Source organism: Deltaproteobacteria bacterium HGW-Deltaproteobacteria-2 (assembly GCA_002840505.1).
In the GTDB taxonomy this organism is placed as follows: domain Bacteria; phylum Desulfobacterota; class Syntrophia; order Syntrophales; family Smithellaceae; genus Smithella.
On the sequence record PHBC01000002.1, the window covers coordinates 494473 to 512735 of the forward strand.

Here is an 18263-nt window from a genome sequence, read left to right on the forward strand (position 1 = left end):
GGCTATCTTTCTAAGCCCCGTCCATCGTTGTTTTTTCCACATTCTGATACCAGGACGCCGGATCTGTCAGAAATTCTTCCGTATCGCGCAGAGAAAGAAAATGCTGACGCTCAATGCTGGCTAGCAAATTAAAAAAATCTTTTTCCTTGGGATCGGTGCTCCCATTTTCCAATTTAGTATAAAGAGCCACACCCCTTGCTTCAAAATCAATTGCCGTGCGAATCGCTTTCAGGTCATCTTCATTGCCTTTGATACGGGCGGCTTTTTTCTCCGACAGTGATTTTAAAATACTTCCAGCTAATGATTTTTTTACTTTAAGAGGAACAGTTGCCGGCCATTTCTTTTTCTTTTCCCACTGATCATGTAATTTTTTTAATACTTCGTAATGTTCTTTTTCTTCATCGGCTATTTGTTTGAACATATTCTTACCGGCCATATTTTTTGTCCGGCGGGCATTAGCCAGATAAAAATCCCTTTCTTTCTGTTCATTTTCCAGAGCGAATTTAAGGGCATTCATTCTTTTATTCATTTTGATGCCTCCTTACGCGAATGTTCAAATAAATACATTGGTATTATTATAGAAGATATTAATGATTAGAGCAATACGTATTTATATTATATTGAATGTATAGGTAAGAATGTCATTTAATCCTGCAACTCTTGGCGGATGATTCCAAGACATTGCAGTCAGTTTTATTCAAATTTTTCCTTAATATCTAAGACATATTCGGCGATGTTGTTACAATGATCGGAAATTCGTTCCAGATGAATAAGCATCTCGACAAAAACCAGTCCCGCTTCGGTGCTGCATAGACGATTATGAAATCTCTTGAGATGATTATTACGAGCTTCTTTCACTTTATCATCTATTTCTTCTTCCCGTTGAATAATACTAACGATTTTCCCCTTATCGGAAACATCGATCAGAGATATAGCTTCATCAATATTTCGGCTCACCAAAGATATGACTTCCTGCAATTCTTTTTTACCGTTTTCAGTAAACTTGATTTTTCTCTCGGCTTTTTGCGTGGCTAATTCGGCTATCCACACCACATGATTGCCGATGCTTTCGATATCGCCGGCGATTGCCGTATAAGCAAATATTTTTTTCGAAAGTTGAGTTGATTTATTTTGTGACGATATTTTCCTCAGATATCTTACTATTTGCGCACGTAAGTTGTTGACAACCATTTCGATATAGGAAATGTCTCTTTTCCTGCCTTCTTCAACGAAGACAATCATTTTTGTAGCGATTAAAAACATTTTTTGCGCAAGATTGATTTCTCTATGCAATTCTTTTTCTACATTATCAAGAGCTTTTTCCTCGTTGGATAAATTTCTGCGATCAAGAAATTCCGGCCAGATAGGCAGCGTTTCATCATCTCCCTTTAATATTCTCTGCATTAAAGCAGCAAAAGGCTTCAGAAAGAAAACAAAGGTGACCATAATAACAAAATTAAGTAAAAAGTGCGCCAGAACAATTTGCTGAGCGACGCTGGAAGAAAGGTTTTTCAATATAACCAGTAAATATGGCATCAAAATAAGGCACAGAAAAACGCCGATACATTTGAAGATCAAGTGAGATACGGCGGTTCTTTTACCACTTACCGTTGCTACCGTTCCGACCAACAGAGCTGTGACAGTAGTACCGATGTTTGCTCCCATGACCACGGGCAGGGCATTTTCCAGAGAAACCAGATCCTGCTGTGCTAAAAGCGCCATAATGCCGATAGGTATAGCCGAAGCGTGAATAATGCCGGTAACGACAATTCCCAAACCAATGCCTAAAAATGGATTTTGGGTCTGTGTAAACAAATTCAAAAAAGCCGGAGAATTTTTTAAGGGCTCTATTGATTGACTAATCAAGTCTAGGCCAAAGAAGAGCAATCCAAAGTAAAATATTATCTGGCCGGTAATTTGCCATCTACCCCGGGAAATTAACCACAAAAGTCCACCAACGGAAATAATAAGCGGCGATATTTCTGTGAAATGCCAAACAACAAACTGAACAGTCAAAGTAGTACCGATATCTGTACCTAAGATAATCGCCAGAGAATTATAAAAACTGATCAATCCTGCACTTACTAATCCTACGGTCAGCGCTGTCGAAGCAGAGGAGCTTTGAAAAATAATGGTCGATATTATGCCGGTGAGAATCCCGTACAGGGGTTTTTCCACGGCATATTTAATGTATTCTTTTATGCGGACATCAATTAATTTTCGAACGGCAGACGAAAGATTAATCATGCCGATCAGAAATAAAATAATGCCACTGATAACAATAATGATTTCTTTCATTAACTAGTTATTCACCAAGCAACTCTATATCAATCAACTTTTTTAAACATTTTCCCCTTAGCACCGCATACCGGACAAGTTTCTGGAGCTTCCTTTTCTGATGTATAACCGCATACCGGACAAACGTAATAGCTGTATGTTTCTTTCGCGCCATCCAGATTATCAAGCATCTGCTGATAGAGTCCGGCATGAATTTTCTCCACTTCATTGGCGAAATGGAAAGTTCGCTCCGCTTCTTTATTTCCTTCGGCCTTGGCTGTTTCAATCATTGCCGGATACATGCTTTTGAATTCATGAGTTTCTCCGGCTACCGCTTCCTGCAGATTTTCCTTAGTGGATTTAATTCCTTTTAATGCTCGCAAGTGAGCGTGAGCGTGAACAGTTTCCGCCTCTGCTGCCGCCCTAAACAACCTCGCCGCCTGCGAAAATCCTTCCTGATCGGCTTTGATGGCAAAAGCCAGATATTTACGGTTTGCCTGCGACTCTCCGGCAAAAGCTTCTTTCAAATTTTCTTCTGATTTAGACATACAATTTACCTCCTATTTTTTTATAATACACAGAGCACTCTGTTTCTGAAGCATGGGTCTCATTAATATCGTGAAACGCTATGAACCGTATTGTTCTTTAATCCACGCCTGATAAGCGCCGGTTTTAATATTTTTTATCCATTTTTTCTGATGTAAATACCACTCGACAGTTTTTCGTAAACCGGAGTTAAATGATTCCCGCGGAGACCATCCCAGTTCTTTATTTAATTTGGCAAAGTCAATCGCGTAACGGCGGTCGTGGCCGGGACGGTCATTGACAAAAGTAATCAAATTACGCCGCGGCTTTCCATCCCTGGCGGGTTTGATTTCATCGAGAATATCGCAGATCATTTGCACAATTATAATATTTTCCATTTCTGCATTACCGCCGACATTGTATGTTTCGCCATGTTTTCCGGTTGTCATAATTTTCCAGATTGCTTTGCAATGGTCTTCAACATAAAGCCAGTCGCGGACATTTTTCCCGTCACCATAAACCGGAAGAGATTTTCCCTCAAGAGCGTTGAGAATAATCAGCGGAATGAGTTTTTCCGGAAACTGATAGGGTCCGTAATTGTTGGAGCAGTTGGAAATAGTTGCGGGCAAGCTAAATGTTTTATAGTAAGCGCGTACGAGATGATCGGAAGACGCTTTGGATGCCGAATATGGACTATTGGGACGATACGGCGTGTCTTCACGGAAAAAGCCTTTGGCTCCAAGACTGCCGTAAACCTCATCTGTGCTTACATGGTGGAAGATTTTGAATTTATGGCCACGAGCTTTGGCAGCCTCCAGAAGATTAAAGGTTCCTACTATATTGGTCTGGATAAAATCACCGGGAGTTTTTATGGAACGGTCAACGTGTGATTCGGCAGCAAAATGGCAGACAGCGTCTACATCATATTTCGCAAATATTTTTTGAAGTTTTTCGACATCGCCTATATTAACTTTTTGAAAAATATATCGCTCTGAATAATCAGCGGCTATATCAGCCAGATTTTCCGGATTGCCGGCATATGTCAAACAATCCATGTTAATTATTCTGCCGTAGAAATCTTTTTTGTTAATCAGATAACGGATAAAATTACTGCCGATAAATCCGCTGCCACCCGTTACCAACAAATTCTTGAGCTCAATTTTACTTCTGTTTTTGATCTTCATCTTTAACTGCTCCTTAGCACTGGTGTCAAATACTAATCTTTAATCATAGCCGGAGTCAACAAAAAGCTTTGCCAACTATTTTTTATTAGTCATTACGGATTCGATTTGAGCAGCGCTTAATGAATCGGCAATAACTTTATTCTTTTTAAGAATACTAAAAATAATATCCATAAAGTTAGCCTTGGACTTATCCTTAACGTTCCGGATAATTGATACAACAGAAGGAATGCCGGCATAGATGAAAGATGTACTGAATCCCGTATAATTCATACCGTGCATCCAATCTTCTGTTAATCTTTTAATACTTTTATTTATGCACTTGCAAGTTTTTTCCATTCAAATATTATGATGTAATATAAACAATGAAGTATTCTTCCGCTGGTGGAGCTTTATTTACAACGTCAGAGAGCCTATTTATAATTAGACAAAAAAATGGCGGTAACCGTCTAATGCACAGTTACCGCCAATTGTCCCGTTTACACTTTAAACAACAATAATTTATTTGCTATTTCTTTTTGGGAGCAGCCTTCTTCTTTGCAACTTTCTTAACTACTTTTTTCTTCGGAGCCGCTTTTTTCTTTACAACTTTCTTAACCGCTTTTTTCTTTGGCGCTGCTTTCTTTACCACTTTTTTCTTTGCCGTTGCCATTAGGTGAAGCCTCCTTTATAAAAATTGTTGGATTAAAAATACTTCCAATTCCATCTCTTGATTAAATTTTACTTTATTTTTTTCACCTCGTCAACAAAAAAGACAATAAAATATAAAATATTTTTAATTTATTTCTTATGGCATATCGCTGTTTATTTTTACAAAAAAGAATAATCCCGCAACCGTTGGCAAAACATCATGCTTTTTTAATATCGCAACGATAGTTGATGAAATCCAGTGCTGGCAATGGTTTCCCGGTGATGATAAAAATTAATACAAAGAATAATATGCATGATTATGCAACGAACAGTGATTATATTTTATAAATAATTTAAAATGCCGAGTAAAAATATTTTTTATTTTCACTCATAGCAAAAATATTTATTTCAATTTTTTTAATATTCGACACAAAATTACAGATATTATCCTCACGAATGCTTCAGCATTGTTTTAATCAGAGATAAGTTCTTCCGCCGATATATTGATTCGTAAAATAATTGGAAGAAAGAGAATCAACCTGTATTTTTTTGCCCTGAGATGAAGCATGAATAAATTTTCCTTCTCCTATATAAATACCAACATGAGAAACACTGCTTCTTCCTTTCAAAGAAAAAAACACAAGGTCACCCTTTTGCAGATCATTTTTACCGATGGAAGCGCCGGCATCAAATTGTTTCCTTGAGTTGCGGGGAAGATTAAGACCATTTAATTGATATACCGTCATTGTCAATCCGCTGCAATCAAATCCGTCATCGAAAGAAGCGCCACCCCAGAGGTAAGGAACCCCGATGAAATCTTTCGCAGTCTTCACTAAAGCGTCTCTCAGATAATTGGTACCATATTGCTTTTGTCTGGCAACTGAATAATCTTCAGGCTGGACAATATAAAACTCTTCAATTATTTTTGCCTCTTTCAGACTTTGCGCTCTTTTTCTGGCCAGTTCCTTTGTCGTAAAATTACCGAAGCGAACTTTGAAGAATTTATCGGAGGCAAGGAAGTATGTAGCGTCGAGACCATGATTGTTTTTTAATCTCTCCGTTAAACGCACCGCATTTTCCACTTTTTTAAACGCTCCAGCCTGAATCGTATACCCCATTAACTCCAGCGCAAGTTTTTGCCGCACTGGCGGAGGAGAAGATGGCCGTACCCAACGCGCAGTACGTCGAGCATGAGAACATGACAATATTAGCAAAGTAATGAGAAAAAAGATTATGATCGTTTTGTAGTTTCTCATTGTTTCATCCATTTTGTGCGGACATAATCCCTGGCTTCTGCAGTTGTAACTATTCTTCCTTCCAGCTGCTCTTCTTCTAAAGCCAGCAGAATCTTCCCGATAACTTTTCCCGGAGCAAAGCCCATGAGAATTAAATCATCACCGGTTAATAAGCGCGGGGGGTGCAAATCGTTTTGATCCAAAGACTGAATCTGATCACGGCAGAATTCATAATTGTCCAGCATGCCGTGACTGGCCAGACAATCAAGACGGTGCAGTTCCAAATGTAAATCAAAATCCGGCATGCGTAAAAATCGTTTGAGACGAGCCGGACGCATTTTTTGAACATTCATAAATACCATGTGATAGTGAATAAGATTAAGCACTTTTTCCTTCTGCGCACGGGAAAACTTCAGCCTCTGCATTATATCGTCAGCGATTTTCTCTCCCTGCTGAACATGTCCGTAAAAATGCACACCATTTTCATCTTCAGTTCTGGTTACAGCTTTACCAACATCATGTAAAAGCACACTCCAGGCCAGACAAAGATTTTCATCGGTTTCTCCGCTTTGAGGCAACAGATTCAGCATATTCACTGTATGTCGCCAGACATCGCCTTCCGGATGAAAACGCGGCGGCTGTTCCACTCCTTTCAATTTATACACTTCGGGAAGAATTTCTTTCAAGATACCCGTGCCGGCCATTAATTCAAAGCCGTGGCGTGCGCCGCCACGCGTAAGAATTTTGCCGAGTTCTTCACGCAGGCGTTCGGCGCTGATTTGTTTTATTTTCGCTGCGTTTTTGCTGATTGCCTGTTGCGTGGCCGGTTCGATGACGAAATTAAGATTAGCAGCAAAACGAATTGCTCTGAGCATCCGCAGAAAATCTTCATTAAAGCGTTTTTCGGGATCGCCGATAGTACGAATTATTTTTTTTTCGATATCAGTCCGGCCGTCTATATAGTCGATTATCTTATCGGAGTCCGGGTCCATCAAAAGCCCGTTGATTGTGAAATCGCGCCGGAACACATCTTCTCTGGCTGAAGAAAAATGAATTCGGGAAGGATGCCTGCCGTCTTCGTATGCATCATCGCCGCGGAAGGTGGCAACTTCGTAAAGATGATTTTCCACAATTATGGCAACTACGCCAAACTGCGCGCCGATGGCTATGGTATTGGGAAACAGGGAAACTATTTCATCGGGACGCGCCGAAGTAACAATGTCGTAATCACTGGAAACAGAACCAAGAATAAAATCCCGCACGCAACCGCCGACAAAATAAGCCTCATAACCCGATTGTTTCAAAAGACGGACGATTGCTTCCGCATTCCAACGATTGTCGTTTCCCATTATTTTTTATCCGCTAAAAATCATTAAACGTTCCTGGATTCCGTCCTCCGACGGAATGACTAAAATGAGGTGTCACTGCCCGATTCATTGCCCCTTTTCACTCTTCACCATTCACTATTCATTTCTTTAAATGCGGAAGCATTTATGATTATTTTTTCCCTAATTTTATAGCACAGAGTTCGCCGCACATGGTGCAGCCTTCATCCCTGGCGCTTTTGCTTTTCTCCAGAAGCGAAACTGTTTTTTCAGGATCGATGGATAAATCCACCTGCCCCTGCCAGTCAAAATTTTTTCGGCATTGGGACATTTTTCTGTCTTTTTCGCGCGCCTTATTCACGCCTTTGGCTATGTCTGCAATATGAGCGGCGATGCGCGCGGCAATGACTCCGTCGCGAACATCAGCCAGGGTGGGCAGACGTAAATGTTCGGCAGGCGTAACGTAACACAGAAAATCGGCTCCGGCAGCTCCGGCAATCGCTCCGCCGATAGCCGAAGTAATGTGATCATAGCCCGGCGCAATATCAGTGGGCAGAGGTCCCAGCACATAAAAAGGCGCGCCCTGACAGATTTCTTTTTGCAACTCGATATTGGCTTCAATCTCGGTTAAAGGAACATGACCGGGGCCTTCAATCATCACCTGAACTCCAGCGGCACGGGCGCGGGTAGCCAGTTGCCCCAGGATTATCAATTCCTGCAGTTGCGCCTGATCCGTGGCGTCATCTATTGCTCCCGGCCTCAGTCCATCGCCGAGACTCAAGACCATATCGTAGCGATGGGCTATTTCCAAAAGCCGGTCATATTCTTCATAAAGAGGATTTTCTTTTTTGTTGCAATTCATCCAATTGGCAAGCATCGCGCCGCCACGACTGACAATTCCCAAAATTCTTTTCTGCTTTTTCAACGCGGCAACACTAAGGAGGGTCACACCGCAGTGGACGGTAATGAAATCCACTCCGTCTTTGCCGTTTTCTTCGATGACATCGAATATATCTTCGGCTGTCATCTCCGATATGGCTTTGCCTTTTTCTATAATTTTAACTGCGGCCTGATAAATCGGCACAGTTCCGATAGCTACCGTTGATTTTTTCATGATTTTTTTTCTGATTGCGGCCAGATGTCCACCGGTGGAAAGATCCATAATGGCGTCGGCACCGGCATCAACGGCAACCCGCAGTTTTTTCAGTTCGAGATTTAAATCCATATGATCTTTTGATGTTCCGATATTGGCGTTAACCTTGGTACGCAATCCCTTCCCGATTGCCAGCGGTTTGATGGTAGTATGTTTTACATTGCGGGTAATAACGATTGTCCCTTTTGCGATTCCCCGGCGTATATATTCGGGCGTCACCCCTTCTTCCCTGGCCGCTATTTTCATTTCTTTAGTAATTAAGCCTTTGCGGGCTTTCTCTAATTGCGTCATGATGTCCTCCAAAACATTAAAGCAACTTCTTAAATCGCGAAATTCATCCGCGTTTTTTTGTTAAAATATTTTTCCAATAATATTGACCGATCCATACCCCTTCCCCAGAGTTAAGCCATTTTCAATAGCGGCAGTAACCAGATTTTTTGCCTGCCAAGCGGCATCGACAATATTTTTTCCCCGGGCAAGCGCTGAGGCCAAAACCGATGCATAAGTGCAACCGGTACCGTGAGTATCTCGCGAATTAATCCAGCGAGACGAAAACTTATAATAATGATCGCCGTCAAAGAGAATATCCAAGGCACCTAAGCGCTTGCCTCCCGCAAGGTGCCCTCCTTTAATCAGCACATTTTTAGCGCCCAGTTTATGAATTTTGACGGCCGCTTTTTCCATTGCGACAGCTGAATTAATTCTGCATTGCGCTAAAATTTCCGCTTCTGGAATATTCGGCGTCAGAATAAAAGCCTGCGGCAGTAATTTTTTTATAAGCACATTCCTTGCCCGGTCTTGCATCAAAGACCGACCACCCTTGGCAACCATCACCGGATCAACTACCAGCTTATTCAGATGATATTCTTTTACCTTCCTGGCAACAGATTCTACAGCCCCCGCTGTCAAAAGCATTCCTGTTTTTACCGCGTCAGCACCAATATCATTGAGCACTGAATCCAACTGCGCCAAAATAAATTTTTGCGGGACGGGATGAATACACTGTACGCCTTGAGTATTCTGCGCAGTCACTGCCGTGATCACACCGAGTCCCCAGCAACCACAGGCGCTCACGGCTTTTAAATCCGCCTGAATTCCCGCGCCGCCGCTGGAATCGGAACCGCCTATACATAATACTTTAACCGGCACCATATATTAAAGCGCCTCCGGGAAAGTATCTTTTTGCCAATATCCAATGACAAGAAGTTTTCCCGACCGTACACTAATGCTGGCACGATCTTCATTAATAATATTACTTACACCACGGGTTTCACCCATTTTCAAAGTACTTTTTTCCAGAGAATAAAGAAAACCCTTTAGAGTTATTCCTGTAACACGGGGACTGAGTGCAAGAAGAGAAACTGTTTTCCCTGATTCGTTTATAAAGATAGCTTTTTTATCCAGCACAAAAGCTTCACCGTATTCGTCAATCAAATATGTATTAATTCCCTTTTCCTGTCCCTTGCAAAGCAAGAACACATTGGCCAGGGTGTGATCAACCCTGCCGCCCAAAGCACCCCATATAAATATTTCTTCCGGATTCAAATTCAACGCGTAATCGAGTGCCAATTCTGTATCGGTAAAATCTTTGTTTGTGGAATATTTTATAATTTTTATTCCCTGGTCAGAGTAACTTGCCAGTTGAGCAGGATCAATCGAATCCATATCACCGATGATTACATCGGGCTTAATTCCCAAATATTGAAAATTACGCGCACCGCCATCGCAGCAAATAACCAGGTGATTCTCCATTCCCGCAATCTTCTTCTGAAAAAATACAGGATCAACCAGACGGCCGCCACTAACTATAATTATTTTTTGATACACGGAATTTTCCTAAATAAAAGCTGACATAAAGTCTCTTTACTGCACATGGCAGTACTTGGGTCAAGTTTAATTTATTTGGAAAATTTATTACATTAAACGGCAAAAAGCAAATTGTTTAATAATACCAATTCTAAATCAAAGCACTATTTTTGTTGGTCCCGATCTATCGGGATTGTCGGCTTCCTCAACGTATGTATAATACGCCTCGTCGCCTCCGTCTAGCCGTCTCAATATCATCTTTAATCGGGAGCGCATCCCCCCCCCCTTTAGGGGGCGCATATTAAATAAAAAATTTCATTGCCGAGAATTTTCGCCAGCATGGCGAAAACTTCCTTTAGAAATTGTATTGTACAGATTGACTGTAGTACTTTATTGAAAATTAAAGTATTTAAACTGATTTTACAAGAACAAGTCGAAACGATTTTTTAACAATTGCGCGATACTCACATCAATCTGAAATAATTATCTGATCATTAACCGTATATCAAAGAACATCATCCAAATTAATTCTTGACAAATATACATTTGTTTGTTTTTTTAACACGCACTGATATATAGTATTTTCCGAGGAGTGAAATACCTATGAAAAAAATGCTATATTGTTTTTTAACTATCGCGATAGTCTTAGCTATTGTCTCCTGTGGTGATAAGGATCTGCCGTCGATAAATCCCGGTCTGTATGAAATTGAGTTCAAACTCGATTATGGAGGGCAGTCACTCTCAGCCAAACAAAGAGTACGGTATAACTCCAACGGGACTTTTGAAGCGACAAACTTTAATAATGGCGTGGCCGTCGAAGAAATTAAAGGTAAGTTCAAGATAGAGAATAAACAACTGGTATCCTATGATACTTACGCACGCGACATCACCCAAAACGGCGAATGGATAACGAAAGAACCATCAAAAGTGGAAGTTCGCAAAATCAAGAAAGGAAGTTACCAGTATTATTTTAAATTCCCCAGCGACCAAATGCGCGTGATATATAAGCAAGTTGGCATGAAAGAAGGGTGGAAAACTTACACTCGCATTAGCGACTAACTTTTAAAAGTGTATCCTCACATTTCTCGCGGAAGCTTGAATGATATTATCATCAACCGGCTTTTTGTTTTCAATGAAGTCAAAATGCAAATCTTTATAGGTGGAATCAGTTTCCGTTAACCCATTTTGCGGCATCCTGAACAGAGTTCTGATCAAACTTGAAGCGGAAACGGACAAAAGGACCCTGGGCAGTATAATTTGCATCGGAAAAATCTTTATCTTCAAAGCCTGTCAGATTATAACCCAGACTAAGCCAGGCATTTTGTGCTATGTTATAGCCAATGGAAACACCGGTACAGTAATCAAACACTGATGCGTTCCATGAATGAAGTATGCTTCCCTGTACACCGATATCCCAATTTTTGCTGATATCGTAGCGTCCTTCCGCTCCGAACAGATCTGTATAGCCGCTGTAGTCACTGTCGTATATTTTTTCCTGCACATACTTGGCGCCATAATGCAGCGAAGCTTCCATGTCTTTCCTTGGATGATAGTTAACCATCAAATTGTCCACCAGTCTCCAGGTATCGTAATTGGTGCCGGAACCGCTTTGATTATCAATAATAAAATCCAGTCGATTCAAAGCAATTAATTTGGTCTGCGGCGGACGGTAAACCAGGCCTTGACGTAAATCGGCTTTGACTGTGTTCATCCCCGTGACAGCGGAAGTCTGGAAGTACTGGAGACGCGCCGACAAGGCCCAGTTGCTGTTCACCTCTTTCACAAAACCGCTTATTAAACCCCATTTATTCTCACTCTGGGCAAAACGGAACTCCAGACGGTTGTCCCATGTAAGATTTTTGATCTGATAGGTTGCACCTCCGGAAACAGCGGTAAAATCTTCATGGTTGCCCGACGCTGAAGTGACATTGCCTGACGCGGGTTGAACATTTGTGTTGAACTGATAGTGCTCGGACTTGGCCACCGTCTGACTTCGTTCCACTCCCGCGTCGACTTTCCAGTTTTTGTTCACCTGCCAGTTTTGTTTCATTCCGACATTTGCAAAAACACGTTCGTCATTTTCGTTGAACTGCCGTTCAACACTGCTGTTGATGGTGGCGCCGTTCCAGGGTGAATAACGCATGCCCACTCTGGTGTTCTGTGTATTGGCTCCCGAGCCCCAGGTAAATTCATGAGCAGCCAGCAGGATCAGGTTTTTGGTTGCAGCAAATTCGGCGCCAACTGTAGTGCGGGTCGGGAAATCGATGTTGTCGTTGCTTCCGATGGATTGAGCGTGATTTGCCGACAAGGTCAGACGGTCATACAGGGTCAGCACTTTCCCGCCCAGTGTCAGTTGATTGGATTCTTTCCTGCTGCCGTCTCCTAAACTGTCATTGGCATGCAAAAAGCCCACAGACGCGCCATAGTTCTTTTCGGAATAGCCGAACTTGCCTTCGGCCATATCCCGTGTCGCGTCAGTCATTAAGTTATATTGACGATAGACATTCGCGCTGGCATTGATAATATCAGTAAAACGATAAGCTCCCTCAGCGCCTATTTTACGGGTGCCTGCCTCGCTGCCCGGCTGTTGTCCCATCCCAAAGCCTTCCTGCTGTTCACGGATATAGGCTTTCGCTTCTATTTTCTTACTGGAATGCGACGCTTCCACCAGATAAGCGTTGCCGCTGCGGCTCGCGGAACCGGCATCATAATCGCTTTTCGCATACTCACCACGTACTTTGGTGTTTTGACCCAGTTTGTACGATGCATCCACTCCATAAAGATTGCTGCTGCGGTCGCCCTGCCCTTCACGAATATAACTTCCGCCCGCCTTCAGTTTATTGTCCATCAGTTTAACTCCGGCTCTGCCGCCGTAGGTATAATCTTTGCCGCCTTCAGAAATGGTTTCATATTCCGCGACTATCATAATCGGGTTGAATTTTTCATCCCTGCTGTAAACCGGTTCCTTGAAGATTATCGTTCCGGCATCGTAATCAATAGAATAATCCGTAAAGCGGGTCATGATTCTGGATAATATCAGCACTTCGCTGCGGAAACGATCCCGCACTTCAATGGTGATTTTTTCCGAGTTGGACAAAATGTTGTGACGGGACAGCCGGTAAATGCCGGAAGTACCATCGCCGGGAATTTCATCCCGGGCATAGATCTGTTCAGTTTCGCTGGCAAAAGCGTTGATTTCAAAGTTTTTGTTCTGAAATTCTGTTTTAATACCGGTCATGCGGCGGCTGTAGCGTGAAAGTTCCGTCACGGTAAGCCCTGTGTCATAGTCTCCGAACATGGCATAAAACTGTTCCCTCTCAATCTTAATATAAAGATTTCTGGAACTGGCCGCGTCGTATTGCTGTTGTGATGTGTCACCGTAGAGCGTGTAATAGGTATCGGGATTGATCGTCTGAAACAATCCGTTAGTGTCGTTTCCCTTTGTCTTGGCAGAGTCGTAGGCCATGGTCAAAAGCCACTTACCTTTTATACGACCTTTGGCATAAAAAGCTACACGACTATCCTTATAAAGATTTTCGTCAACCCCGGCGCTTGTCAGGTTTTCCATATTACCCGACACAGTATTATAACCGGCTGTTCCTTCGGCCAAACCAACCAGAATCCAGTCGCGCATCTGGGGTTGCACATATGTTTCCGCTTCGACTGTGGCATTGTTATAACCGAGAACGACACGATAGGGACCGCTTTGGCTAACCGGCTGAAACAGGACCTCTCCTTCCCTGCTTATCTGGACGCGGGGATGACTGCCTACGGCAGGCGGTGCTGCAAAAATGTCCGGTTGTTTTAACGGACTGAGCGTACCTTCGCGAATTTCCAGTTCCGCTCCGGCAGGGATAATAGTGTTATTGGCATCATAGAGTTCCAAACGCATTTTTACAGGCGTCTTACCGTCAGCGACATTACCCTGGGCCGATTTAAACCGGATGGAAACAATCTCTCCACTGCGTGTTACGGATATTGTTTTCTTGAATCGTGTATTGCCAAAAGGATCAATGCCCTGAATTTCAACAATATGCTTCCCTGTTTTTCCAAAGTCCACGCCGATATAACTGTATATAGCTTGGCCAGACTTTGCATCTATCATCCTAAAGCCGATTTGCTTTGCTGGCACTTCTTTGTCATCCACCAGCAGCCGCGGCGTCAGCTTGGAAGCCAGACAGATTTGGACTACATTTATCTTGTTAACAAGAATTGCTTTGTCTGCAGGAGAAAGTATCCCCTCCTTCTCCTTGATGGCTTTCTCCGATCCTTTCGCTACGGTAGAAATTCCAACTTCCGGAGATAATGACTGCGGAGGAACTATAACCGCGGAAATTTCCGTCCGTTTTTCTCCACTTATTTTTTTAACAACATTCAAACTGGAATGATCAATAATGCGACTGGAGATAATGCTAATTTCCACACGCCTGTTGAGCGCTCTTCCTTCCACTGTAAGGTTATCGGCAACCGGATTTTCGCTTCCTTTTCCCTCCATCAAAAGTTTTTCCGGAGGAAGCTGAAGTTTGTTCATCAGATAATGGCCGACGCTTTTAGCGCGCGCCAGAGATAGATCCTGATTATTAGCGTAATAAATGCGGTTCTGCGGTGCGATAGGCATATTATCCGTGTATCCTGTCACCTGAATATTTTCTGTACGCAGACTGGACAGCGCTTTGGCGATTTCATCCAGTTTTTTACGGTCTTCAGCATTCAATTCAGCACTGCGAATCGGGAATCGCGGCCGTAGAGTAAGAGCAATCTTGGGCATCCGGGATACCTCTACATTTTTTTTCAGGTGGATAACTGTTTCAGCCGGAGGCGTCAGAACTTGCGCTGTGCCATTGCCGTCAGCGGCAAGATAGGCCTGTGTGACAAGCGATCCGGTTTTAATATCGCCAGACGGTGTTACCCGGAAAGTAATTTCACTACTCCAGCCGGCCGGCAGATCATTGAGCTTGAAAATCATTCCTGTTTTTCCTACCGGTTGCGGATCGGCAATCGCCGCGCTGTTCATCATAGAACTGCCCTTTTCATAGAGTACGCCCTCCGGAAGAATTACATTTAATCTTGCCGCTGTAACAGGAACAGTGCTGCTGCGCATGGAAACCGCGTAAGTAATGTTTCCTTTTTCTATTGTATTGGCAAGCTGAAGAACCAGTTCTCCTTTTGCCTGTTCAGAAACAGCCTGTTTTTTTTCAACTTGTTTTTTACGGATATGAAAGTCTGTGCGCCACAATGTACCGCCCTGTGTTTCGACAAACTGCGAAAATGCCCGCCCGGCAAAACGGCTGTTCTCGGTACAGGCAAAGGCTTCGTAACCTTCCGGCAGTGAATCCAGATCCATCTGCACCACATGCAGACCGGAACGCACGCCTTCGAAATGGAACATTCCTCGTTTATCGCTAATAACGAAAGACCCATCTTCAAGATAAATCCGCACACCTTCAACACCGTCCGGTCCGTCACCGGTTTTTTCATTGCATGCTCCGGTGGAGACGCGTCCCATCAGGATCGATTTGGTCTGCATAAAATCGTCTTTGATCTTAACTGTGAACCTGGCGGTATTTGATCTTGCTCCGGCAGCGGAACTGGCTATGGCGCTGTTAATCGCATCACCGAGGTGCGTTCCTGCAGTTACTTCAGTTATATAATCTATTGTAGCTGAAGTACTGGCCGCCAGAGTTCCGATATTAAAAGTAAGGGTTCTACCGTCAGCCGAAATACTTGGATCGCCGGTAGCAACACCGTTTAATCTGATCGATCCTTTGCGGAGCCGGAAACCAACCGGCAGAGTATCTGCCACGCGTACGCCACCGACAGCAACCTGCGCGTTTGTATTGTTAACAATCAATCGGTAGGGAATGAAATCACCGTGTCCCGCAGAATCCTTACTGGCACTCTTCTGCAGCCATAAAGAGGAAGCGGTAGACGGATCGAGTGGAATGTCAATGCGCTTTGCTGGACCTGCATTTATGACAAATACTTCACCGCGGGAGCCGTCAAGAATTGTGAACGGCCCGCCGGGCAGAGCCTGAATCGTTGCGGTCGCTACGGTACTGGGATAACCGTAGCCAACCGGCGGCGTAATCTGGTACCGGTAACTTCCGGGCAGTAAAAAGGGAAAACGGTAGTCGCCTGTCGGGAAATGATACACCTTCCCGCTGCTGTCGGTAGCCGATCCGCCGCTGATGATTGTTGCCGGGTAAGTACTGACCCCGTCATCGCCATAAACCATAGCCGGCAGTCCCGTGGCGTTATTGAGCATGGTAATGGTGGCGCCATTGACCGGCAGACCGGTACTGGTGTCCAACACAATTCCGTAAGGATCAACCATTATGGTTTTCGCAGGAGGATGGTCGCTGCTGTCCGCTATATCAACATAGTTGAAAGTAAGATTATCTCCCGCTTTGATGGACAGGTTACCATTGTATGAGTTAATCGGACCACCGTCGGTGAGCAGATATCCTGTGAATACGCCTTTATCGGGGCCGGTCTCCGTCAGGCGGATGATCTCCACATCGCCGTTAGCGGAATTTGTAATTGTAACAAATATCGTTTCAGCAACTATTTTATCCAGATTCTGATCACCATCGGTTAAACGGATGAAGACCTGATCTCCCTGATGGATCTGGGTGGCTGCTGTAAGCGGCACCGGATGGCTGAAGTCAATAGGATCTGTGCTTCCTACAGGAACCGGATACGAAGTATAATTGACAAACGGACCAGTGACGCTGCCATTCCGGTACGCCGATTGCGACACATTGACCAGCTCGGCTGCAGGAAGAACCGGCGCATAGGTGAGCAATTCCAGGACAGATGCTGTCCGGATGACAGTAGTGACTGCCACCGCTGATGTTGCCGGTGTTGTATCCGGTGAAGAAAGTTGTGCGCTGTTGACAATCTTATCCCCCTGTACCGGATTATTAACATTAACCTGGTAAAGGACAAGAACCCTTTTGCCGGTGGGAATCGTCCCGCCAGCGACATTTGTCGCTCCCGTACCGACATATATCGTGAGAGTATTTGGCATTGTTATATTGTAATCGGCCTGGTCTCCATCGGAAACTTTAGTAAGGGTTGTGACAACATTCGTGTCACTCACATACTTAACCTCCTTGCCACTGCCATAGGCATTGTCCCGGAGGACAACGAAACTGGCGGGCAGAACATCGGTAACAACAGAAGCCGAGATAGTTCCCGATGTATTGGTGGAAACCAGAATATACTCGAGAATATCGCCCTGTTTTGCTGTGACACCGGCCGGATAGTAGTTAATCGAGTTGTAAGAGTAGACAGTGCCTGTGCCGGCGGCGGATGTCGTGATGTTGCGGACATACTTGGCAATCGTCGCCTGACCGCTATAAAAGGTGTTAAGGATAGCGTCTGATGTCTTCGCAGCCCCTGATGAACTGACTGATGTGGCAGTAATAGCCGCGGAAACTGTCACATCGGTTCCAGCGGTAACGATGGTTCCTGCGGTAACCGCAGCGGTAACAATTTTCTGTTCAGCCACCAGCACACCCGCAGTAGGTGCAGATGGCAAAGCAGAGGCCAGAACAATGGTTGAAGTTCCCGTGGTATTATCGGTGACACTCTGAACCATTCTTGTTTCACCGTTGATGACTACCGTGTCGCCGACCTCTATACCGTTGATACTAGTGTTAGATGCTCCATCTGCAGGAACTACAATGTTCGTAACCGTGCTGCCGGAAGTGGTAACCGAAGCACCGAGGACAACACTGGAGGCAGGAACACCATTGACATATGTAGTGACTGTGGCGCCGGTGGTGTTGGTAACAGCTGGCGTCGGTACAATAATATTATAGGTATCCGGACCATTGGATGATGCTGTGATGGCAAAACTGTCTGTAAGGTTCGTCCCGGCGCCGGCGTACGAGGTGCTTTGAGCCGATCCCGTGACAATATTCGGCGCGGCGGCAACCAGGTCGACGGTGATGGTAACACTGGCAGTGACAGTATAGGTGGCAGTACCGTCAAAGTATGTCACCTGCACCTGATTGGTAACCTGCGTATTGGCGGCCGTGTTGGCCCAGACCGGTGCGGATATGAACAGCAATGTCCATAGCAACGCCAGTTGAATCAATATAATGTTTCTAGCCAGTTTCATTAA

At 43.9% G+C, this 18263-nt stretch carries 12 protein-coding genes; 1 reads left to right on the plus strand and 11 read right to left on the minus strand.

Features of this window, described 5'->3' with window-relative positions; translation table 11 throughout:
* Positions 1-10 precede the first annotated feature (10 nt).
* The 10 genes from CVU62_06580 to CVU62_06625 all read right to left on the minus strand — a co-directional run bounded on the left by CVU62_06580 (position 11) and on the right by CVU62_06625 (position 10153).
* On the minus strand, positions 11-529 hold the full coding sequence (locus CVU62_06580) for a hypothetical protein (GenBank protein ID PKN38495.1): 519 nt from the start codon (positions 527-529) through the stop codon (positions 11-13).
* Positions 530-693: 164 nt separating this feature from the next.
* Complete coding sequence (locus CVU62_06585; GenBank protein ID PKN38496.1) at positions 694-2298, minus strand: hypothetical protein; 1605 nt, start codon at positions 2296-2298, stop codon at positions 694-696.
* A 29-nt stretch (positions 2299-2327) separates the two neighbouring features.
* A complete protein-coding gene (locus CVU62_06590; protein PKN38497.1) occupies positions 2328-2825 on the minus strand; it encodes a rubrerythrin in 498 nt (165 codons plus the stop codon).
* Positions 2826-2903: 78 nt separating this feature from the next.
* The gene (gene rfbB, locus CVU62_06595; GenBank protein ID PKN38498.1) at positions 2904-3986 is read right to left on the minus strand and encodes a dTDP-glucose 4,6-dehydratase; all 1083 of its coding nucleotides are present in this window, start codon (positions 3984-3986) and stop codon (positions 2904-2906) included.
* Between the two features lie 75 nt (positions 3987-4061).
* The gene (locus CVU62_06600) at positions 4062-4322 is read right to left on the minus strand and encodes a hypothetical protein (protein PKN38499.1); all 261 of its coding nucleotides are present in this window, start codon (positions 4320-4322) and stop codon (positions 4062-4064) included.
* Positions 4323-5089: 767 nt separating this feature from the next.
* A complete protein-coding gene (locus CVU62_06605; protein PKN38500.1) occupies positions 5090-5731 on the minus strand; it encodes a hydrolase in 642 nt (213 codons plus the stop codon).
* A gap of 134 nt (positions 5732-5865) precedes the next feature.
* Complete coding sequence (locus CVU62_06610) at positions 5866-7197, minus strand: phosphohydrolase (GenBank protein ID PKN38501.1); 1332 nt, start codon at positions 7195-7197, stop codon at positions 5866-5868.
* A 148-nt stretch (positions 7198-7345) separates the two neighbouring features.
* Positions 7346-8617: a phosphomethylpyrimidine synthase gene (locus CVU62_06615; GenBank protein PKN38502.1), complete on the minus strand. Its 1272-nt coding sequence runs from the start codon at positions 8615-8617 to the stop codon at positions 7346-7348.
* 60 nt (positions 8618-8677) lie between these two features.
* On the minus strand, positions 8678-9478 hold the full coding sequence (gene thiD, locus CVU62_06620; GenBank protein PKN38503.1) for a bifunctional hydroxymethylpyrimidine kinase/phosphomethylpyrimidine kinase: 801 nt from the start codon (positions 9476-9478) through the stop codon (positions 8678-8680).
* A gap of 3 nt (positions 9479-9481) precedes the next feature.
* Positions 9482-10153: a thiamine diphosphokinase gene (locus CVU62_06625; protein ID PKN38504.1), complete on the minus strand. Its 672-nt coding sequence runs from the start codon at positions 10151-10153 to the stop codon at positions 9482-9484.
* Positions 10154-10735: 582 nt separating this feature from the next.
* Between CVU62_06625 and CVU62_06630 the strand changes: the two genes are divergently transcribed.
* The gene (locus CVU62_06630; protein PKN38505.1) at positions 10736-11191 is read left to right on the plus strand and encodes a hypothetical protein; all 456 of its coding nucleotides are present in this window, start codon (positions 10736-10738) and stop codon (positions 11189-11191) included.
* A gap of 106 nt (positions 11192-11297) precedes the next feature.
* Here the strand turns inward: CVU62_06630 and CVU62_06635 are convergent, their stop codons facing one another.
* Positions 11298-18260: a hypothetical protein gene (locus CVU62_06635; GenBank protein PKN38506.1), complete on the minus strand. Its 6963-nt coding sequence runs from the start codon at positions 18258-18260 to the stop codon at positions 11298-11300.
* Positions 18261-18263 lie beyond the last annotated feature (3 nt).